This is a genomic window from Kitasatospora sp. NPDC093806, from assembly GCF_040683335.1.
Classification (GTDB): domain Bacteria; phylum Actinomycetota; class Actinomycetes; order Streptomycetales; family Streptomycetaceae; genus Kitasatospora.
In genome coordinates this window covers 67,356-87,585 of record NZ_JBFBDO010000006.1, presented here as the reverse complement: position 1 = coordinate 87,585, position 20,230 = coordinate 67,356, and the positions used below count along the sequence as shown (strand labels likewise).

General features: G+C 75.0%; 20 protein-coding genes. 9 read left to right on the top strand and 11 right to left on the bottom strand.

Annotated elements, in window-relative coordinates; translation table 11 throughout:
- Positions 1 to 29: 29 nt before the first annotated feature.
- A complete protein-coding gene (locus AB0N76_RS06395) occupies positions 30 to 1,184 on the top strand; it encodes a M20 family metallopeptidase (protein ID WP_363553743.1) in 1,155 nt (384 codons plus the stop codon).
- A gap of 120 nt (positions 1,185 to 1,304) precedes the next feature.
- Here the strand turns inward: AB0N76_RS06395 and AB0N76_RS06390 are convergent, their stop codons facing one another.
- The 6 genes from AB0N76_RS06390 to AB0N76_RS06365 all read right to left on the bottom strand — a co-directional run bounded on the left by AB0N76_RS06390 (position 1,305) and on the right by AB0N76_RS06365 (position 7,055).
- A complete protein-coding gene (locus AB0N76_RS06390) occupies positions 1,305 to 2,030 on the bottom strand; it encodes an AMP-binding protein (RefSeq protein WP_363553741.1) in 726 nt (241 codons plus the stop codon).
- A 56-nt stretch (positions 2,031 to 2,086) separates the two neighbouring features.
- Positions 2,087 to 2,311, bottom strand: coding sequence for a phosphopantetheine-binding protein (locus AB0N76_RS06385; protein WP_363553739.1), 225 nt, complete (start codon positions 2,309 to 2,311; stop codon positions 2,087 to 2,089).
- A gap of 5 nt (positions 2,312 to 2,316) precedes the next feature.
- Positions 2,317 to 2,949 (bottom strand): isochorismatase family protein, encoded by a 633-nt coding sequence (locus tag AB0N76_RS06380; protein ID WP_363553737.1) that lies wholly within the window; start codon positions 2,947 to 2,949, stop codon positions 2,317 to 2,319.
- 58 nt (positions 2,950 to 3,007) lie between these two features.
- Positions 3,008 to 4,702, bottom strand: coding sequence for a (2,3-dihydroxybenzoyl)adenylate synthase (locus tag AB0N76_RS06375; protein ID WP_363553827.1), 1,695 nt, complete (start codon positions 4,700 to 4,702; stop codon positions 3,008 to 3,010).
- An 89-nt stretch (positions 4,703 to 4,791) separates the two neighbouring features.
- Positions 4,792 to 5,994, bottom strand: coding sequence for an isochorismate synthase DhbC (gene dhbC / locus AB0N76_RS06370; RefSeq protein WP_363553825.1), 1,203 nt, complete (start codon positions 5,992 to 5,994; stop codon positions 4,792 to 4,794).
- A 215-nt stretch (positions 5,995 to 6,209) separates the two neighbouring features.
- Positions 6,210 to 7,055, bottom strand: coding sequence for a 2,3-dihydro-2,3-dihydroxybenzoate dehydrogenase (locus AB0N76_RS06365; RefSeq protein WP_363553735.1), 846 nt, complete (start codon positions 7,053 to 7,055; stop codon positions 6,210 to 6,212).
- 330 nt (positions 7,056 to 7,385) lie between these two features.
- Here AB0N76_RS06365 and AB0N76_RS06360 point away from each other — a divergent pair, with 330 nt between their 5' ends.
- The 3 genes from AB0N76_RS06360 (at position 7,386) to AB0N76_RS06350 (ending at position 10,223) form a co-directional block, all read left to right on the top strand.
- Positions 7,386 to 8,621 carry an MFS transporter gene (locus AB0N76_RS06360; protein WP_363553733.1) on the top strand — a complete coding sequence of 412 codons (1,236 nt, stop codon included), beginning with the start codon at positions 7,386 to 7,388 and terminating at the stop codon, positions 8,619 to 8,621.
- A gap of 4 nt (positions 8,622 to 8,625) precedes the next feature.
- Positions 8,626 to 9,396 (top strand): TetR/AcrR family transcriptional regulator, encoded by a 771-nt coding sequence (locus AB0N76_RS06355; protein WP_363553731.1) that lies wholly within the window; start codon positions 8,626 to 8,628, stop codon positions 9,394 to 9,396.
- A gap of 128 nt (positions 9,397 to 9,524) precedes the next feature.
- A complete protein-coding gene (locus AB0N76_RS06350; RefSeq protein WP_363553729.1) occupies positions 9,525 to 10,223 on the top strand; it encodes a siderophore-interacting protein in 699 nt (232 codons plus the stop codon).
- A gap of 82 nt (positions 10,224 to 10,305) precedes the next feature.
- Here AB0N76_RS06350 and AB0N76_RS06345 read toward each other — a convergent pair whose 3' ends face one another.
- From AB0N76_RS06345 to AB0N76_RS06335, 3 genes are all read right to left on the bottom strand, one after another.
- The gene (locus AB0N76_RS06345; protein WP_363553727.1) at positions 10,306 to 10,902 is read right to left on the bottom strand and encodes an NUDIX hydrolase; all 597 of its coding nucleotides are present in this window, start codon (positions 10,900 to 10,902) and stop codon (positions 10,306 to 10,308) included.
- A 94-nt stretch (positions 10,903 to 10,996) separates the two neighbouring features.
- Positions 10,997 to 12,247: a CapA family protein gene (locus AB0N76_RS06340; RefSeq protein WP_363553725.1), complete on the bottom strand. Its 1,251-nt coding sequence runs from the start codon at positions 12,245 to 12,247 to the stop codon at positions 10,997 to 10,999.
- Between the two features lie 176 nt (positions 12,248 to 12,423).
- Entirely contained in the window at positions 12,424 to 13,137 is a 714-nt protein-coding gene (locus AB0N76_RS06335) for a M24 family metallopeptidase (RefSeq protein ID WP_363553723.1), read from the bottom strand.
- Positions 13,138 to 13,410: 273 nt separating this feature from the next.
- On the opposite strand from AB0N76_RS06335, the gene AB0N76_RS06330 reads away from it, so the two are divergent.
- From AB0N76_RS06330 to AB0N76_RS06315, 4 genes are all read left to right on the top strand, one after another.
- Positions 13,411 to 14,175, top strand: coding sequence for a universal stress protein (locus AB0N76_RS06330; protein WP_363553721.1), 765 nt, complete (start codon positions 13,411 to 13,413; stop codon positions 14,173 to 14,175).
- A gap of 123 nt (positions 14,176 to 14,298) precedes the next feature.
- On the top strand, positions 14,299 to 15,507 hold the full coding sequence (locus AB0N76_RS06325) for a M48 family metalloprotease (protein WP_363553719.1): 1,209 nt from the start codon (positions 14,299 to 14,301) through the stop codon (positions 15,505 to 15,507).
- A gap of 35 nt (positions 15,508 to 15,542) precedes the next feature.
- Entirely contained in the window at positions 15,543 to 15,965 is a 423-nt protein-coding gene (locus AB0N76_RS06320; RefSeq protein WP_363553717.1) for a MarR family transcriptional regulator, read from the top strand.
- Positions 15,966 to 16,155: 190 nt separating this feature from the next.
- Positions 16,156 to 17,325, top strand: a complete 1,170-nt coding sequence (locus tag AB0N76_RS06315) for a PP2C family protein-serine/threonine phosphatase (protein WP_363553823.1) — start codon at positions 16,156 to 16,158, stop codon at positions 17,323 to 17,325.
- Between the two features lie 24 nt (positions 17,326 to 17,349).
- On the opposite strand, the gene AB0N76_RS06310 is transcribed toward AB0N76_RS06315, so the two are convergent.
- On the bottom strand, positions 17,350 to 18,846 hold the full coding sequence (locus AB0N76_RS06310; RefSeq protein WP_363553715.1) for an ABC transporter substrate-binding protein: 1,497 nt from the start codon (positions 18,844 to 18,846) through the stop codon (positions 17,350 to 17,352).
- On the bottom strand, positions 18,837 to 19,421 hold the full coding sequence (locus AB0N76_RS06305; RefSeq protein WP_363553713.1) for a hypothetical protein: 585 nt from the start codon (positions 19,419 to 19,421) through the stop codon (positions 18,837 to 18,839). Before AB0N76_RS06305 ends, AB0N76_RS06310 begins: the two co-directional genes overlap by 10 nt.
- A 116-nt stretch (positions 19,422 to 19,537) precedes the next feature.
- On the opposite strand from AB0N76_RS06305, the gene AB0N76_RS06300 reads away from it, so the two are divergent.
- Complete coding sequence (locus AB0N76_RS06300; protein WP_363553711.1) at positions 19,538 to 20,227, top strand: hypothetical protein; 690 nt, start codon at positions 19,538 to 19,540, stop codon at positions 20,225 to 20,227.
- The last annotated feature ends 3 nt before the right edge of the window (positions 20,228 to 20,230 follow it).

The following is a 20,230-nucleotide window of genomic DNA, read 5'->3' as shown; positions in this document are numbered from 1 at the left end:
GGCAGGCCCTGACGCCCCCGGAGGCGCCGATGTCCCCCCTGAACGCGACCGAGCCGGCAGCGGCGGCGGAACTGAAGGCCGCGATCCGCGAACGGGTGCTCGCCCACCGGGACGAGCTGCTCGCGCTCAGCCACCGCATCCACGCCCACCCCGAGACCGCCTTCGAGGAGCACCGGGCCGCCGAGTGGTGCGCCGAACTGCTGCGCGACCACGGCTACTCCGTAACCGGCGGGGCGCACGGCCTGCCCACCGCGTTCAGCGCGAGCATCGGCCACGGACCGGTCACCGTCGCCGTGGTCTGCGAGTACGACGCGCTGCCCGGCCTCGGCCACGCCTGCGGCCACAATCTCATCGCCGCCGCCGGCCTCGGCGCCGCGCTCGGACTCGCCCCGCACGCCGACCGGCTCGGGCTCACCGTGCGGGTGATCGGCGCCCCCGCCGAGGAACGCGGCGCGGGCAAGGCGCTGCTGCTGGACGCGGGCGCGTTCGACGGGGTCGACGCCGCGATGATGGTCCACCCCTGCCCGGTGGAGGTCGCCGACTTCCACTCCTTCGCGCTCGGCACCCTCTCCGTCCGCTACACCGGCCGCGCCGCCCACCCCAGCCTCAACCCGCACGAGGGGCGCAACGCCGCCGACGCGCTCACCGTCGCGCAGGTCGCGCTCGGGCTGCTGCGCCAGCAACTGCCGCCGCACTGGCGGGTGCACGGCATCACCACGGCGGCCGGGACGGCGCCCAACCTGATACCCGACAGCGCCACCGCCGAGTACGAGATCCGGACCTCGGCGGCCGAGGACCTGGCGGCGCTGCGCGCCCGGGTCGAGGACTGCTTCCGGGCCGGGGCTCTGGCCACCGGGTGCGAGGTCGAGCTGACCCGCCCCGAGCCGGACTACCTGGACTTCCGCAGCGACGCCGGACTGCTCGCGCTCTGGCGGGCCAACGCGGCGGCGGTGGGTCGTCCCGAGCCGGTCGAGAGCGGACCGTTCGCCTGCACCGACATGGGCAACGTCTCGCACGCGCTGCCGGCCATCCACCCGGTGCTGGACATCACCGGCGGCGCCTGCGGCCCGCACGAGGCCGCGTTCGCCGAGGCCGCCGTCTCGACGGAGGCCGACCGCGCCGTACTGGACGGCGCGGTCGCGATGGCCTGGACGGCGGCGGACTTCGCGGCGGCGAAGGGGTGACGGGCGACGGATGACGGCTGGCGGATGACAACTGACAATCGACGGATGACAGCTGACAGATATTGAAATCTGTCAGCCGTCATCTGTTATCCGTCAGCTGTCATTCGTCAGCCGCCCCCGTCAGCCGCGCGTCGGCGCCAGGTGCACCGGCCCCGGCTCGGGCAGCAGCTCCCCGAACACCGCCGGCGCCGCCCGCAGGGCGGTCACCCCGGCGTCGCGGACCAGGTCCCCCACCTCGCCCGGGCGGTCCGGATCGGCCAGCACCAGCGCCGCCCCGGTCCGCAGCGGCCAGAGGAACTCCCACAGCGGCAGCCCCAGTTGGAGCACCCGGTCGCCCGGGCCCAGCCGGTACGCGGCCTGCAGCTCGCGCACCCGGCGGTCCACCTCGGCGTGCGAGGTGGACACCCCGGCCGGCCGACCGCCCGGCCCGTACACCCGGCAGAGCGGGTGCTGCGGGGTGAGCGCGCGCGGCGGGTCGGTGGCCACCCGGTCGGCCAGCTCGGCCTCCGACGGCCGTTCCGCCCCCGGCACCCCCTCCCCCAGCACGAAGACCGGGGCCGCGTCCGCCAGCAGCCAGCCGAGCCGGCCGGGCGCGTCGTCCGGGTCCAACGGCAGGTACGCCGCCCCCGACTTCGCCACCGCCAGCAGCGCCGGCAGGAGGTCGGCCGGGCGGGTGAGTGCAAGGCCGACGACCGTGCCGGGGCGGGCGCCGCGGTCCGCCAGGAAGCGCGCCAGCCGGTTGGCCGCCGCGTTCAACTCGCCGTAACCGACCGCCGGGGCGCCGGCCGGCAGCAGCGCCGGGGCATCCGGGGTCCGGGCGGCCTGCGCCTCGAACGGACCGATCACCGTGGTCGCCGGCCACCTCGTCGCGGCCTCGGAGCCACCCGCCGTGCCGGGCTCCATCAGGACGCGCCGAGCAGCTCGGCCCAGGCCTCGACGGCCGGGCGCTCGGCCAGCTGGAGAAAGGCCACCTCGGCGCCCTCGGAGCGCCAGCGCTCGGCCAGCGCCATCAGCCGCACCGAGTCCAGCCCCCAGTCCGCCAGGTTCTCGTCCAGCGGGATGTCCGCCGGGTCCTCGCCGAGCAGGTCGGCGACCTCGGCCCGGATCCGCTCCACGGTGAAGGCCATGCCCGTCACTTCCCTTCCAGTACGGCGTCGGTGGTGGTGACCACGCCGCAGCGCCCGGCCACCCAGGTGAGTGCGGCGCGGTGCTCGTCCGCGCCGAAGTCGGCGACCGCGTCGGCCACCACGAAGGCCTGGACGTCCCGCATCCAGGCGTCGCAGGCGGTCGCCTGCACGCCGATGTGGGCGTAGACGCCGGTGATCACCAGCTGGTCGCGGCCCTGCTCGCGCAGCAGTTCGTCCAGGTCGGTGCGGACGAACGCGCTGTACTTCCACTTGGTGAGCAGGACGTCGCCCTCGGCCGGGGCGACCGCGTCGGCGATCGCCGCCGCCCGCGGGTCGTCCGGGATGCCCGGGCCCCAGAAGTCCTGCTGGAGACCGCGCTGTTCGGCGGTCTGGCCGCCGGGCTGCGCCGAGTAGACGACGGGGATGCCGAGTTCGCCGGCCAGTGCGCGCAACCGGTTGATGTTGGCGAACAGTTCGGTGACCGGCGCGGCCGCCGTGTCGAAGGCGTTCAGGAAGTGGTTCTGCAGGTCGTGCACCAGCAGCACGGCCCGGGACGGGTCGACCGTCCAGTCGACCCGGTTGGCCGGCAGCTCGGCGGCGACGGGCATCGGGTAGGAGGGGATGCGGGGCAGGCCCACGGCGGTGCTTCCTTCGATCTCGGGAGGTGCGGGGGGGTACGCGGGGGGTGCGGGAGGTTCAGGAGGGGGTGATAAGGCTCGCGGCGATGGCGGCGCGCAGGTCCTTCTTGCTGACCTTGCCGATGCCGGTGGCCGGGAAGGCGTCGACGAACTCGATCCGGTCCGGCACCTTGAAGTCGGCCAGTCCGCGCTGGCGCACGAAGCGCTTCAGCTCCACGGACTTCGGCGGCTGCCGGCGGTCCTCCTCGCGCAGCACGACGTAGGCGCAGGTGCGCTCGCCGAGGTACGGGTCGGGCATCGACACCACGGCCGCGTCGTGCACGGCCGGGTGGGCCAGCAGGTGGTTCTCGATCTCCTCGGCGGCGACCTTCTCGCCGCCCCGGTTGATCTGGTCCTTGGCCCGGCCCTCGACCACCAGGTGGCCGGTGGCGGTCCGCCGGACCAGGTCGCCGGTGCGGTAGAAGCCGTCCGCGGTGAAGGAGGCGGCGTTGTGCTCGGGCGCGTTCCAGTAGCCGCGGATGGTGTACGGGCCTCGGGTGAGCAGGTGGCCGGTGGTGCCGTCGGGCAGGTCGCGGTCCTCGTCGTCGACCACCCGCACCTCGTCGTCCGGGGAGATCGGCCGGCCCTGGGTGGTGACGATCACCTCCTCCGGGTCGTCCAGCCTGGTGTAGTTGACCAGGCCCTCGGCCATCCCGAACACCTGCTGGAGCGTGCAGCCCAGCACCGGGCGCACCCGGCGGGCGGCCTCCTCGCTGAACTTGGCGCCGCCGACCAGCAGCACCTCCAGCGAGTCCAGCCCGGTCGGCTCGCCGGCCGTCCGGCGCCGCTCGGCGGCGTCCAGCCAGAGCAGCGCCAGCGGCGGCACCAGGCCGGTGATGGTCACGCCCTCGCGCTCGATCAGCGGGAACGCCGTCTCCGGGCTCGGCTGCGGGCAGAGCACCACCCGGCCGCCGGCGTGCAGCGTGCCGAGCGAACCCGGGGAGCTGAGCGGGAAGTTGTGCGCGGCGGGCAGGACGCACAGGTAGACGCTGCGCTCGTCCTGGCCGCAGATCTCGACCGAGCCGCGCAGCGAGTAGATGTAGTCGTCGTGGGTGCGCGGGATGAGCTTCGGCACCCCGGTGCTGCCGCCGGACAGCTGGAGGAACGCGACGTCCCCGGGCTGCGGCTCGGGCCACCCGGCACCGGCCTCGTCGGCCGGGGCATCGGCGGGGACGTCGGCCAGCCGGACGTGCTCGCCCGCGTCCTCGCCGGCCACCAGGACCAGCTTGAGCGACGGCGTCTCCGCCCGTACCCGGCTCGCCAGTTCGCGGTAGTCGAAGCCGCCCTCGACGGCCGGGATCACGTAGGCCACCGCGCCGGTGAAGGAGCAGAAGTAGGAGATCTCGGTGTACCGGTGGGCGGGCAGCGCGAAGACCGGCAGCGCGCCGATCCGGAACAGCCCGAAAACCACCTCGAAGAACTCGGCGACGTTGGGGAGTTGGACGACGACGCGGTCGCCCCGGCGGATGCCCCGGGCATGCAGGCCGGCGGCCATCCGGTCGGCCCGGCGGTCGAGTTCGGCGTACGTCCAGCGGCGGGTCGGGTCCTCGCCGGGCCCGCCGACCGGGTCGACGATCGCGATCCGCTCGGGGTGGGCGGCGGCGCGCTCGCGCAGCATGCCGCCGAAGGTCTCGCCGCTCCAGTGCCCGGCCGCCCGGTAGCGCTCGGCGAACTCCGCCGGGTACGGGGCGAATCCGGCCAGCACCTCGGCCATCGGGCCGTCCACCGAGCCGTTCGCGGTCGCGTTGGCGGTCTCGTCCACAGCGTCATTCACCGCGTCAGCCGCTCCGTTCGTCACGTTGCTCATCGCGGCACTCCCGCGGCGTCCAGGAAGGTGCGGAACTTGGCGCTGGTCTCGGCGAGTTCGGCCTCCGGCCGGGACTCGGCGACGACGCCCGCGCCCGCGTACACCCGCAGGGTGCGCTCGTCGGCCTCGGCGCAGCGCAGGGTGACCACCCATTCGCCGTCGCCGTCCGCGTCGCCCCAGCCGACCATGCCCGCGTACAGGCCGCGGTCGAAGGGCTCGATCTCGCGTATCGCCTCCCGGGCGAGCGGGGTCGGGCTGCCGCAGACGGCGGGGGTGGGGTGCAGCGCGAGGGCCAGTTCGAGGGCGGAGACCGCCGGGTCGGCCAGTTCGGCGGTGATGGTGGTGGCCAGGTGCCACATCGCGGCGGTGCGGACCAGGGTGGGCCGCTCCGGCACGTCCAGGGTCCGGCAGTACGGCGCGAGCGCGGCGCGGATGGCGTCGACCACGACGGCGTGCTCGTGCAGGTCCTTGGGCGATTCGAGCAGCGCGGCGGCTCTGCGGACGTCCTCGCCGAGGTCGGCGCTGCGCGGCACGGAGCCGGCCAGCGGGTTGGCGACGACGGCGGTGCCGCGGCGGGACAGCAGCAGCTCGGGGCTGGCACCGATGAGGGTGCGGTCGCCGCCGGCGGGCACCGCGAAGGTGTAGCCGCCGGGGTCGCGGCGGGCGAGGCGCTGGAGGATCGCGGGCAGGTCGAGCGGCCGGTCGGCGGTCAGCTGGAGGGTGCGGGCGAGCACCACCTTGCTCAACTCGCCGCCCTGGAGCCGGCGGACGGCCTCGGCGACGCCGCTGCCGTAGGCCTCGGGGGCGGGCACCGGGCGGACGTCCCAGTCGACCCGGTCGGCGGCCGGGGCGGGGAGCGCGATCAGCGGGTCGTCGCGCAGCGCGCCGCAGCTGCGCAGCCGGGCGGGGACGGCGAGTTCGACGCGGCTGTCGTGGTCGAACGCCACCGCGCCCACCACCAGCGGGTGTTCGACGCCGTCCCGGCGGGCCTGGGCGAGCGTCTCGGCGACCCGGGCGGCCAGCGGGCGCCCGTCCTGGGGCACCCGGGCGTGCACGCCCTCGGCGAGCAGCGTGCGGGTCGGGGAGGCGAAGAACGCCTCGTCGGGCGCGGCCCGATACTGGCCCAGCAGCCCGCTGGCCGCGCCGATGACGGTGTGGTCCGTCCCGGCGGGGGCGTGGTGCACGGTGGTCACCTGGATTCTCCCAGTCTGCGAGTGGCCGCCGGGCGCTGCTCGTCGCGGCGGCCGGCGGGTGGTGTGGTGCGGTGCCGTTCCCCGGTGGGGGTGCGGCACCGGGTGGGGCGGTGAAGCGGTGGGCGGTGGAGCGGTGGGGCGGTGAGACCCGGTGAAGCGGTGGTGCGGTGGTGCGGACGTCCCCGGGGGCGCTGCGGGCCCGCGGGCACGGGGTCGGGGCGTCAGGCGCGCAGGGTCGCGCCGCCGTCCACGTAGAGGTCGTGCATGGTGATGTGGCGGGCCCGGTCGGAGACCAGGAAGGCCACCGCCTCGGCGATGTCGGCGGGTTGGGCGATCCGGCCGAGCGGGATGCCGACCCGGTAGCTGGCCGGGTCGCCGTCGATGACGCGCTGTTCGGCGGCGGTGGCGTCGTCCTGCCAGAGGGCGCGCTGCATCTCGGTGTCGGTGGAGCCGGGCGAGACGATGTTGCAGCGCACTCCGGAGCGGCCGAGTTCCAGGCCGAGGCAGCGGGTGAACATGGTGGCCGCCGCCTTGGAGGCCGCGTACGCCGCCATTCCGGTGCGGGGCACGCCGGCGGCGTTGGAGCCGACGGTGACGATGGCGCCGGTGCCGCGTCCGGCCATCCGGCGGCCGACCGACCGACAGGTGTGGAAGACGCCGGTGGTGTTGACGGCGAAGGTGTCCGCCCAGTCCTGGTCAGTGAGTTCGACGGCGGGGGCGACGCGCAGGATTCCCGCGACGTTCACCAGGATGGTGAGCGGCCCGAGCTGTCCTTCGATCAGGTCGACGGTGGACTCGACGGCGGCCGGGTCGGAGACGTCCAGCAGGTAGGGGTGGACGGGGCCGGCGGTGGCCGGGGCGCCCGGCTCCCCCGGTTTCCCCGACAGCCCGTCGGCGAGCTCGGCGAGCGGGCCCGGGTTCCGGTCGACCGCCGCGACGACGGCGCCCGCGGCGACCAGCGCGCGCGTCACGGCCGCGCCGATGCCCTGCCCGGCACCGGTGACCATCGCGACGGCACCGGCGAGTTCGGACTGCTGCACAGGAAAATCCCCTCCGACCAGCGACATTAGGCAAGGCTAACCTAACACAATTGTTCGGACGCGCCGAGGGGTCGCGCAAGGCCCGCGGCCGTCTGCGGGGTCGTCAATTGCGCCCGTGAGGGCCGTCGGGGGGCGGGCCGGAGTCCGGGCGATCTCCCGGGTCGGAGTCCGACGGTCTGCCACGTCGGAACCCGAGCGGCCTCGCCGGGTCGACAGTCGGGGAGCCGCCCGGAATCGAAAGTAGACGCAACGTTGCGTCCAGCTTCAGGCGGTGCTAGCGTCCACGGTATCGAGACGCAACGTTGCGTCCACATTCGCAGGCGCACCTCAGCGCCACTCTCCCGTCGAGGAGCACCCATGTCCTCCACCGCGCCCGGCCGTACGGGCCCGCTCGCCCCGGCCGCCGTCGCCCTCGCCTTCTGGGTCACCATGGCCGGCACCACCGTGCCGACCCCGCTCTACCCGCTCTACCAACACGCCTTCGGCTTCTCGTCGTTCATGGTCACGGTGATCTTCGCCGTCTACGCCCTCGGCGTCGTCGCCGGCCTGCTCTCCCTCGGCCGGCTCTCCGACCAGATCGGCCGCCGGCCCGTGATGCTGGCCGCGCTGCTGCTCGCCGCGGCCGCCGCCGGACTGTTCGAGGCCGCCGACTCACTGCCCTGGCTGCTCGCCGGCCGCGTCCTCTCCGGCTTCGGCGCCGCCCTCATGACCGGCTCCGCCACCGCCGCCCTGCTCGACCTCGCCCCGGCCGAACACCGGCTGCGCGCCCAGACCCTGGCCCTCGGCGCCAACATGGGCGGCCTGGCCGGCGGCACCCTGCTCGCCGGGCTGCTCGCCGAATGGGCCGGCTCACCGCTGCGCCTGCCCTGGACGGTGACGCTCGCGCTCACCGCCGTCGCCCTGCTCGGTCTGCTCGCCGTCCCCGAGACGGTGCCCGCCGAGGTGCGCGCCGCCAACAAGTTCCGGCTGCGCCTCCAGCCGCTGCGCGTCCCGCCCGGCATCCGCCCGGCCTTCGTGCGCGCCGCGCTCGCCGGTGGCGCCGGCTTCGCCGTGACCGGTGTGCTGACGGCGGTCAGCGGACTCTTCCTCGCCACCGTGCTCGACCTGCGCAACCACGCGCTCACCGGTCTCGTCGTGGCCGTGGCGTTCCTCTCCATCGCCGTCGGGCAGCTCCTCGCCCGCGTCCTGCCGCCGGTCCGCGCCCTGCCGCTGGCCTGCGCCGGACTGGTGCTGGCCGCCGCGCTCATCGCCCTCGCGCTGCTCACCGGGACGCTCCCGCCGCTGCTGCTCGGCGCCTGCGTCAACGGCCTCGCCGGCGGGACCGCCATCGGCACCGGGCTGGGCGTCATCAACGGCGGCGTGCCGCCGCACCAGCGCGGCGAGGCGATCTCCACCTTCTTCGCGGTGCTGTTCTCGATGCTCTCGGTGCCGGTGATCGGCGTCGGCGTGCTCATCCAGGCGACCGGGCTGCGCACCGCCGGCGTCACCTTCAGCGGCGTGGTCGCCCTCCTGGCCGTCGCCATCGCGGCGGGACTGGTCCGCCGGCCGCGGGCGACGGGTTCGGTGGCCGCGCCGCTCGCCGAGGAGGCATGAGAGGATGACCCGGACCGACACCTCCGGCCGTCCCCCCGCATCCAAGGACCAGAACACCATCGCCGCCCAGCCCCGCCCCGCCACCGGCACCGGCACCGGCACGAACGCCGCCGCCGCCGGCAGCCTCGGCGCGACTGGAACGGGCAGCGCGGCCGGAACGGGCAGCCCGGGCGGGGGCGGCAGCAGCCGACGCAGCGAGGCCGCCCGCCTCGCGGTGCTGAACGCCGCCGACGACCTCCTGGTGGAGCACGGCTTCGAGGGCCTGACCATCGAGGGCATCGCCGCCGCCGCCGGGGTCGCCAAGCAGACCATCTACCGGTGGTGGAAGTCGAAGGTGGACATCCTCTTCGACAACCTCCTGCTCGACTCCGGCCCCGGCCTCGCCTGGCCCGCCGAGCACCCCGCCACCCCGGCCGACCTGCGCGCCTACATCCACCGGTTCGCCGCCTTCCTCGACGAGGACCCGGCCGGCAAGGTCCTCCAGGCGCTCCTGGGCCACGCCCAACTGGACGCCCGCACCGCCGAGTTGCTGCACAGCACCTTCCTGGACCAGCTGCGCGCCCGGGACGTCGCGCACACCCGCGCCTGCCTCGGACTCACGGCCGAGGAAGACGGAACCGGAGAAGACGGAAGCGGGGAGGGCGGCGCCGACGACCGGGCCGCCGTCCTGCTGGACGCCCTGCTCGCCCCGCTCTACCACCGGGCCCTGGTGCTGCGCCGCCCGCTCGACGCCGCGTTCGTCGACGCGCTGCTCGACCAGCACCTGCCGCGCTGACGGCACCCTTCCCCGGCGCCCGTCCCGGCGCCCTCCTCGGAGCGCCGCCCCTTCCGGCGCCCTTTCACTCCCCAACTCCCTTACCCCTACCGGCCCGTGTCCAGCTCCGGGCCCGTTCAGGAGTCGCCATGTTCCGTCGCCCCCGGCCGTCCTACGACGCCCAGGTCGTCGCCGTCACCCCGCTCACCCCGGCGCTCACCCGGCTCACCTTCCGCGGTGCCGCGCTGGCCGAACTCGCCATCGAACACCCCACCCAGTGGGTCAAGTTGGCGATACCGGAGGGACACTCCCGGGCCTACACCATCCGCCACCACCGTCCGGCCGAGCACGAGGTGGACATCGACATCGTCCTGCACGGCAACGGTCCGCTCGCCCGCTGGGCCGCCATCGCCCGCCCCGGCGACCAGGCCCGGCTGTCCGGACCGCGCGGCCGCCGCCCCGAGTTCGACGGCGCCGAGCACGTCCTGCTCGCCGCCGACGAGAGCGCCCTGCCCGCCGCGCTCACCATCCTCGAACAGCTCCCGCCCGCTGTCCCGGTGTCCCTCGTCGTCGAGATCAGCAAGACCAGCGCCACCGTGCCGCTGCCCGCCCGCGCCGGCCTCACCAGCCGCTGGCTGGCCCGCCACCCCGGCGGACTGAAGGGCCACCTGCTGGCCGAGACCCTGCTCGCCACCGACATCCCGGCCGGCACCACGGCCTGGCTGGCCGGCGAGGCGAACGCCGTGGCCACCATCCGCCGCCACCTGCTCACCGACTGGTCGCTGCCGCGCGAGCGGGTCCACAGCAAGGGCTACTGGAAGCACGGCGAGGCCGACCACAAGGGCTGACCAGTCGGCCGTCAAGTCACCATCGTAGATCCACAGTTCAGCAAGACCGTCGAGGCCGCGCACAGATCGTGCGCGGCCTCGGTCAGCGCGCGTCGCGCCCGTCGCCGTTCCCGTCGCCATTCCCCCCGCTGTTCCCGCGCGCCGCCAGGCGGTACGGGCCGAGGAAGTACGACAGTGCCGCCAGCGACGCGCCCTCGGCCACCTCACCGGCCGTCAGCAGCTTCACCACCTCGTCCTCGGTCAGCCACTCCACCCGGCTCGACTCGCTCAGGTCGGCCGGCTCGCCGATCCGGGTCGCGCCGGTGACGTGGAAGGAGTGGAAGTGCATCGTCGAGATCCCGGACATGGCGTCGAACTCGGTGAGCGGCACCACCGCCCCGGGCCGCCACCCGGTCTCCTCCTCGACCTCGCGCGCGGCCGCCACCACCGGCTCCTCCCCCGGCTCCACCCAGCCGGCGGGCAGCTCCCAGCCCCACCGCCCGGTGATGAACCGGTGCCGGTACAGCAGCAGGAAGCGCCCGTCCCCGTCCGTGACGACGGCGTTGGCGCACTCCTTGGGCATCCGCAGCACGTGGTGGTCGACCCGGCCGACGCCGGGGATGTCCACGTCGTCCAGCCACAGCTCCACCCACGGCGACCCGTACACCTGCCGCCGGCCGTACACCGTCCACTCCGCCACTGCCCGTACCCTCCGCACACCGCTCGCCGTTCCCCACGAGCCTCTCACGCCCCGTCGCCGGTCCGACGACGCGGCGGTGGTGGCGGGCTCAGCCTCAGCGCGCGGCGGACGCGGCGGACGCGGAGGGAGCGGAGGGAGCTGCCGAGGAGGCCGGAGCCTGGGCCGCGGACGGGGCCGATCCCGGGGCCGAGGCCGAACCCGGGGCCGGGGACAGGCCGGTGCAGCCGCGGAGGCCGTCGCGGCGCTTGAGGGCGGCGGCCGCGGCGGCGCCGGACTGCGGGATCGGCACGCCCTTGTCGTCGATGGTCGCCGGGGCGAAGGCCTCGCCGACCACCTTCCCCGCCGGGCTCACGGTCAGCGTGGTGACGCCGGTCTCGTTGGAGTTGGCGTAGTTGGACGTCCCGTACCAGAGGAAGTTGCCGAAGCCGTAGCCGATGTAGGTGGCGCCGAGCATGCCCGAGCCGAGCATGGTGTGCGCGTGGGTGCCGACCACGGCCGTCGCACCGGCGGCCGCGAGCTTCTTGGCGATGGTGGTCTGCGCGTTGGTCGGGCAGGCCTTGCCCTCGTCGCCCCAGTGCAGGTAGACCAGCACGACCGGCGCCTGCCGCTTCGCCCCCTCGACCGCCTTGACCAGCGCGGCGGCGTCCAGGGCCGAGGCGATGCCGGGCTTGTTCGCGCCGGCCCGCCACTTCTGGTTGGTGATGTCCTCGACCTGGCTGGCCGCGACCACCGCGACCTTCACCCCGCGCACCGTGGTGACGTAAGGGGCGTACGCTTCCTGGGAGTTGCGGCCGAACCCGACGACCGGGATCGGCGAGGACTCCTTGGCGGCGAGGGTGTCGGCGAGGCCGTCGGCGCCGAAGTCGACGGCGTGGTTGTTGGCGAGCGAGACGACGTCGACGCCGGAGTCCTTGAGCGCGGTGAGCGCCTTGGGCGAGGTCCGGAAGGTGTAGGTCTTCTGCTCGGGGGTGCCGCGCTCGGTGATCGCGGTCTCCAGGTTGAGCACGGCGAGGTCCGCGGCGGAGAGCGCCTTGGCGCTCGGACCGAGCGCCGGCTCCGGCGGCTTCACGGCGAGCCTGGCCTCGGTGCGGCCCTCGAAGTGGACGTCCCCGGCGAAGGCGACGGTGATGCTGCCGTCGGGACGGGGCGCGGCGCCGTCGCCGGACGCCGGGTCGCCGGGGGTGCCGGAACCGCCCGGGGAGGTCTGCGCGGCGTCGGCGGCACCGGCGGACGCGGTGGGGGACTTGGCGGCCTTGACGGTGGCCGGATCGGGGTCGTCCGGCCCACAGGCGGCCACGGGTATCAGGCCGAGCAGCAGTGCGACGGCGGCCGCGGCACGGCGCATGTGGGTCCCCCAGGAGTCGGTACAGGAGCGGTCGGTCAGCCTACGCCACTCCCCCGCGTCCCCTTCGCCACGCGTCCACAAACGGCGCCCGCCCGTCGCCCGGCGTTCGCCCGCCCCGGACGGCTCTCGGGATGGCTCCCGGGCGGGCGAAACACCTCAGGCTCAGGGCTCGGGGCTCAGGCGAGGTCGAGCAGCTGCTCGTAGAAGCCGCCGAACCCGCGCTCCCGGTCCACCAGGTGGAGCTCCAGGATCCAGTGGCAGACCTGGCCGGCCCGGTCGGTGCGGCGCAGCGGGTTCTCGTTCTCCGGCGTGATGTACGACTCGGACTTGGCCCCGTCGTTGGTCTCGTGCGGGAACTCGCCGACCAGGTGGCCGGCGTGCCAGATGCCGATCTCCCAGCCGGCCTCGCCCGCCAACCGCTCGACCTCGGCGTGCAGCCGGCGGCCGGTGAGGTCGGGTTCGGCGGCGAACAGGGCGCGCCCGGCGGCGAAGATGCGCGGGAGGTCGTCGAGCAGCCGGTGCTTCTCCGGGTCGTCGCCGAAGACGTAGGTGCGGCCGAAGTCGGCCTCGTACTCCTCGAAGATCGGGCCGAAGTCGGCGAAGGCGATGTCGTCGGGGCCGATGACCCGGTCCGGCGGGTTGTCCCGGTACGGGGCGAGGGTGTTGGGGCCGGAGCGGATGATGCGCTTGTGCCAGTGGCGGGTGTCGCCGAACATCTCGTTGGCGAGGTCGCGGATCAGGTCGCTGGCCTCGCGCTCGGTGCGGCCGGGGGCGACCAGCCCGCGCGCCGCCACCTCGTCGAACAGCGCGATCGCCTTCTCCTGCGCCGCGACCAGCCCCTGGGCGCGCTGCGCCTCCGTCGGCCCGGTTCCGGATGCCTCGACCGTCATGACCTCTCCCCTCTGCCATTGCGCCGACCGGCCGCAGATACAGGCCTGAAGCGCTGATTTATCTTGCAATTGCATGCCAATATGCATGATCACGCTGGTATGTGCGAAATCCTTTCCGGGTCAGCCCACAGGACCGATCGTCCCAACCGTCCACCCGATCCGTCCACGGCGTCCCGGACGCACCGCCCGTCCGGGCGCGCGGCGTGGAAGCGTGGAAGCGTGGAGGGAGGGGTGGCAGCTGAGGGCACGGGCCCGGATGGCAGGTGGTGCGTCATGGCCGGCAACGGGAGCGCGGAGGCCGGACAGCGGATCGTGGTCGGGATCGACGGCTCGGCGCCCTCGAAGGCGGCGCTGCGCTGGGCGGTCGGCCAGGCGCTGCTGACCGGGGCGGCGGTGCACGCGGTGGCCGCGTGGGAGTACCCGTCGCTGTACGGGTGGTACGCGCCGGTGGCGGACGACGGGTTCGAGCAGGCGGCGCGGCGGACGCTGACCGCCGAGGTTGACGAGGTGATCGGGCGGGAGCGACCGGTCGAGGTCGCGGAGAGCCTGGTGCTCGGGCATGCGGCGGAGGTGCTGCTGGAGGCGGCCGAGGGGGCGGACCTGCTGGTGCTCGGCAGCCGGGGGCGCGGGACCTTCGCGCGGACGCTGCTGGGGTCGGTGAGCGCGCGCTGCGCGGTGCACGGGTCCTGCCCGGTGGTGATCGTCCGGGCGGACGGCTCCGCCTCGGCGGCGCCCCGGCCGGCCGGGGCGGCTGCAGCGGCGGGCGTAACGGCGACGGACGAGGCGGTGACCGTCCGCACCAAGGACTGGCAGCTGAGCCTGCACGTGGTCGAGGACCACGACACCACCCGGGTGCACGCCGTCCTGGACGCCGACGGCACCGTCCTGCACAGCGACGCGCTCGCCCGCCGCAACCCGCGCGACGTCCCGGCGGCGCCGGTGGGCGACGACTTCGCGGTCGGCCGCGCACTGGTCGACCTCGGCCACCAACTGCTCCGGGCGGGGACCCATGACGCCACGGGGCCGGCGGACGGGTGACATGCTGGCGGGCGAACGGCGAAGGACCCCCGACGGCGACGGACGATTGACAGCCGGCGGCTGACGGATGACAGATGACAGATGACAGCTGACGACTGACAGATTTCAGATGACGGATAACAGATGACAGATTCTGTCAGCCCGACCCAGGGTCAGGGCTCCCCCGACTTCACCCCCGCCCAGCGGGCCCGCGGCCGCGCGCTGCGCCGCGCCCAGCTGCCGTGGGCCCTGGGCGGCCGGCTGGCCGGCCTGGCCCTGACGCTCGCGCTCGGCCTGACGCCCGCCGGGGCGGGTCTGGTGTCGGCGGTCGGCGGCTGGTTCGGCGGCTCCCGGACGGCGGAGGTGCTCGCCGGGGCCGCCGCGCTGGTCCTCCTCGGCCAGGCGGCGCAGTTGCCGTTCGGGGCGGGCGCCCGGTCGGTGCGGGCCCGGTTCGGCCTGGTCACCCAGGGCTGGGCCGGCTGGGCGGTCGACGCCCTGCGCGGACTCGCGCTGACCCTCGCCCTCGCCCTGCCGACCGCCGCCGGCCTGTACGCGCTGACCGCCTGGTCGCCGGACCGCTGGTGGCTCCCGGCCGCGGCCGCCGCCGCGCTCCTCACCGCCGCCCTCTCCTTCCTCTACCCCCTCCTCGTCGAGCCGGTATTCAACCGCTTCACCTCGATGGAGCCGGGCCCGCTGCGCGAGGCCCTGCTTGGCCTCGCCGAACGGGACGACGTCCGGGTCCGGGACGTCCTGGTCGCGGACGCCTCCCGCCGGACGACGGCGCTCAACGCGTACGTCTCGGGCCTGGGCGCGACGCGGCGGATCGTCGCGTACGACACGCTGCTGTCGACCGCCGAGCCGCGCGAGGTGGAACTGGTGGTGGCGCACGAACTGGGGCACGTCAAGCACCGGGACGTGCTGACCGGCACAGTGCTGGGCGCGGTGGGCGCGGCCGTCGTGGTGGCCCTGTTGGGCCTGGCGACCGGCTGGGACGGGCTGCTGTCGGCGGCCGGCGCGGCGGACGCGGCCGACCCGCGCTCCCTGCCGCTGCTGGCGGCGTGCGCGGCACTGCTGGGCGCCCTGTCGGGCCCGGTACAGTGCGCGGTGAGCCGCCGGGTGGAGACCCGCGCGGACCGGCACGCCCTCGAACTCACGTCGGACACCGAGCAGTTCATCGCGATGCAGCGCAGACTGGCGTTGACCAACGTGTCGGACGTCGACCCGCCCCGGGTGCTTGAGCTACTGTTCGCCACTCACCCGAGCGCGACCCGCCGGATCGCGGCCGCGCGCGCCTGGCAGGCCGGCCGGACCGCGTCCGAGGGTGCGCCACCTGCACCCGAAGTCGTTGTATAGTGCAACGAAATTAGACCCCGAGGAGGTAGGTCACCGTGCCCGACCGCGAATCGTCGATCGCCACCATCCAGCGCGAGCTGACCGCCTTCGCCCGCCGTGCCCGGCACAAGGCCTCCCAGCTGCACCCCGACCTCTCCCTGGTCACCTACAGCATCCTGGACCTGATCACCGAGCGCGGCGGCTGCCGGGCCGCCGACATCGCCGCGCACTTCATGCTCGACAAGTCGACGGTGAGCCGCCAGGTCACCGCCCTGGAGCGGCTCGGCCTGCTGCGCCGCGAGACCGACCCGGAGGACCAGCGCGGCCAGATCCTGCTCGCCACCGAGGCCGGGCTCGCCCTGCTGCGCGAGGCCAACGAGCAGCGACGGCTCTCCTTCGCCGCCCGCTTCACCGGCTGGGCGGACGAGGACGTCGCCCGGTTCGCCGACTACCTGGCCCGCTACGGCGCGGAGGGCTGAGGCCCGCGGGGGCACCCCTGGCCGCCCGCCCCCGCAGGCCCTCCGGGTGCGGCGGACCACCCGGACGGTGTACAGAGGAGAGGTGCCACATCGGCCGCGTCCCCGTGCCCAGCACCCGCCCGAGCAGCGCCCGCACGACCCCCACCCCCTCACCCGCCGCCACCGCTCCTGGCGGCCCGACCGCCGCGCGCTGACCGCGCTGCCGCTCGCGCTGATCGTCCTGATCACCGTGGTCGACGTGCTCGCCCCGCCCGACATCCACCTGGGCCCGCTGCTCATCGTCGCCCCCGCCCTCACCGCCTCGCTGGCCGGCGCCCGCGCCACCACCGTCGTCGCCGTGCTCGCGCTCGCCGCGCTGACCCTGATCGGCGTCCTGCGCGACGGCCTCGCCACCGCCAACCACGAGACCCAGCTCGGCGCCCTGCTCGCCGTCTCGGCCCTCATCGTCACCCTGCGCGTCCTGCGCGACCGGCACGAACGGGAGCTCGCCCAGGTCCGCTCCGTCTCCGAGGCGGCCCAACGCGTCCTGCTGCGCCCGCTGCCCGACCGGATCGGGCCGCTCCACCTCGCCTCCGTCTACCTGGCCGCCGAGGCGGAGGCCCAGGTCGGCGGCGACCTGTACGCAGCCGCCCGCACCGCCACCGGCACCCGGCTGCTGGTCGGCGACGTCCGCGGCAAGGGGCTCTCCTCGCTCGGTGACGCGGCGCTGCTGCTGGGCGCCTTCCGCGCCGCCGCGCACCTGCACGCCGACCTGCCCGAGCTCGTCGGCTACCTCGACGGCAGCATCGCCTGGGACCTCGCCCAGCTCGCCGAGCAGCAGGACGCCCGACCGCCCCGACCGCTCCCGCTGGCCCGCACGCTCCCCCGCCCGCCACGGCGGCGCGGGGCGGCGGCGGCACGGGCCGCACCAGCACCCGCACCCGCACCGGACGACAGTGGCGAGTCGTTCATCACCGCCGTCGTCCTGGACATCCCGGACGACGGCACGGTGGTCCGGCTGGTCGACTGCGGCCACCCGCCGCCGCTGCTCCTGCACGCCGACGGCGTCACCGCGCTCGAACCCGCCCGCGCCGCGCCACCGCTCGGCCTCGGCGAGCTGGCCCCGGCGCCGTACGTGGTGGAGGAGTTCCCCTTCCTGCCCGGCGACCGGCTGCTGATCTACACCGACGGCGTGATCGAGGCCCGCGACACCGAGCGGCGGTTCTACCCGCTGCCCGAACGGGTCGCCGAACGGACCGCCGCCCACCGCGCCGAACCTCCGGCCGCCCTGCTGCACCACCTGCGCCGCGACCTGCTCGCGCACGTCGGCGGACGGCTGGACGACGACGCGGCGATGGTCGTCGTCGAGCGGCTCGGCTGAGCGCGGGACAGGGGCTCACCGGCCTCACGGGCGGTACGGCAGCTGCGGGACGTCGAAGCAGGTGGTGGTCATGGACTCCACCTGGGTGACCCAGCCGCCGCGCCCGTCCGCGGCGGAGTCCTGCCAGCGGGCCGCGTCCAGGCAGGCCCGGGTGAGCCCGGTCGGCGCGGGCCGCGGCGTGAACGCGGCGGGCAGGATCAGCCCGTGCGCGTCGTACGGCTCCGCCCGGTTCATGAACCGCTCGACGCAGGCCCGGGTGAGGTCCGCGCCGCACGAGTCCATCGCGTCGGTCAGCCACTGGGCGCCCGCCCAGCCCTCCAGTTCCCAGGCCGACAGCAGCGGCTCCCGGTCCGGCAGGTAGCGCGCCATCGCCGCGCGGAACTCGGCCACCGCCGGGTGGCGGACGTCCTCGTAGTTCAGCGAGGCGGAGGTCGCCCAGAGCGCGTTGCGGCAGGTGGGCGAGGCGCGGTAGTCGGTGCGGACGGTCTCCGACCAGTTCTGCACGTTGGTCACCTTGGCCGTGACGTGCGCGCCCGCTTCGTCCAGCGACCGGCAGAGCGCGGCGTTGCCCCGGCCGTCCATGGCGTCGAACAGCAGCTGCGAACCGTCCGCCCGGACCGCGGCCGCCACCGCCTGGAAGTTCGGCAGCGCGAAGTCCACCGTCTGCGTCAGCACCCGGTAGCCCTCGGCCTCCAGGCCGGCCCGCAGCTGCGCGGCGTAGCGGGCGGAGTCGGCCTGGTTGTAGGCGACCACGGCGGCGCTGCTCGCGCCCAGCCGTTCCTTGAAGAAACGGAACACCTCGGTGGACTGGTAGAGCGTGCCGTTCCAGCCGACCGCGTGCCCGTCGCGCGGCGCGGCGCTGCCGTAGATGCCGTACAGGTGCGGCCACCGGTCGTACGCCGTGCCGATCGGCTGGCCGCCGACGTCCGGCACCCCCTTGCCGCTCACGTAGGGCGCGCCGGCGTAGTCGAGGACGCTGCCGGAGACGAAGGCGAAGACGTGCGACTGGTCGATCAGCCGGTGCACGCAGTCCTGGTTGCCGATGCCGCTGCCGCCGTCGTCGCAGGTGACGAGCTTGACGGTGCGGCCGTGCAGACCGCCGCGGTCGTTGAGGGCCTGGAAGAAGGCCTGGGCTCCGTAGCGCGGTCCGCTGAACACCTCGCTGCCGACCGGACTGGTCAGCGAGGTGACGAGGCCGAGCCGGATCTCGGTCGGGGTGACACCGGTGTCGGAGGCCGGGTTGCCGGCACCGCCGGAGGTGGTGGGGCGGGCGCCGAAGGCCCCGTCCGGCAGGCGCGTGCCGCAGCCGGACGTCCCGACGAGGGCGAGCAGCAGGACGGCCAGGATCAGGGCCAGGGCCGGCCTCAGGGCCGGGGCCGGGGTCCGGACCGGGGCCAGCGCGTGGGCGTGGGCGTGGGCGGGGGCGGGGGCGTGGGCGGGGACGGGGACGGGCACGGCTCCGGGCCGCCGGCGGGTGGTTCCGTCGGCGGCCCGGGGGCGCTGAGCAGGGGTCAGCTGCATCCGGGGATCGGGGTGCCGCTGGCTCCGGCGGCCTGGACCAGCAGACCGCAGAGGGTGGAGCGGGAGACCTTCCAGGTGCCCTTGTCGAGCACCGCCTGACCGCTCGCGGCCGGCTCGACCACGGCGCCCTGGAGCGAGAGTTCGTAGGTGACGGTGGCCTCGGTCGGCGAGGTGAACGCCACGTCCGTCACCTTGGCCTGCACCTGGCCGACGCGCGGGTCCTGGGAGAAGCCCTGGAGGATGGGGAGCAGCAGGTCACCGTTCTGGAGCAGCGAGGCCTTCTCGGGGATCGGGGTGGTGGGGTCGAAGAACTTCTGCCAGTTGTTGGTGATCTCGGTCTTGGCCGTCGCGGGGTCGGCGGGCGCGGTGGCTCCGGCGGCCGGGGTGGCGCCGACGGTTCCCGGAGCCGAGGCCGACATCGAGGCCGACGCCGACGCCGAGGAGGTGGCCGTGGACCCGGACTTGCTGCTGCTGCACCCCGCCACCGTGCCCGCCAGCAGCAGCGCGAGCAGCACGCTCGCCGACCGCAGGACCGGGCGGCCGTCCCGGCGGGTGCCGCTCTGCCACACGTGCATGGTGTTCCTCTCGCCTGCCGGGACGGTGTGCGCCGCTCGGGTCGGTCCGCCGGTCTCCGGATGCTGTTCCAGGCCGTTCCTGGAAACGTCGCAAGTGACACCATCAAGGCGGATCCATGGACGAATCGCAATCCGGGGAACAGAACGCCCGAACCGCCCGCCGGCCCGCCTCCCGGGCCGCGCGGGCGGTGCGGGCGGCCCGGGACAGCCGCGAGTGGCCGGGGTGGGCGCTGGTCGCGGTCGGCGCGGTGCTCTGCGTGCTGGGCTGGTACGGGGTCTCCGGCGAGCGCTTCGCCGAACAGCAGATCCCGTACCTGGCGTCCGCCACCATCCCGGGTGCGGCGCTCATCGTGGCGGGGGCCGTCCTGGTCGCCCTGCGTTCGAGCGGCCGCCCCCACGCACAGCCGCGTACGGCCGTGACGTCCGCGTCCGCGACCGCGACGGACCGCCGGATCGAGCAGCTGTACGCCCTGCTGGTCGAACCCGCGCCGCCGGGACCGGACGCCCCGCCGCCCGCCCCGCCCGGACCCACCGGCCCCGGCCCGTTGCTGGCCGTGCCCGAGGGCACGCTCTACCACCGGCCGGACTGTCCGCTCGTCCGGGGCAAGCCCGCCGCCGCCCCCGTCGACGCGCCCTCCGTCCGCGCGCGCGGGCTCGTGCCCTGCCGCCTCTGCGACCCCGGTCCCGTCCCCCTCCTCGGCTCCGGCCCCGACTCAGACCCTGACTCAGACCCCGGCTCCGGCCCCGCTCCCGAAATCCCCGACGGACCCACCCGTCCGGGCGACCCGACCCCGCCGACCGGCTGAGCG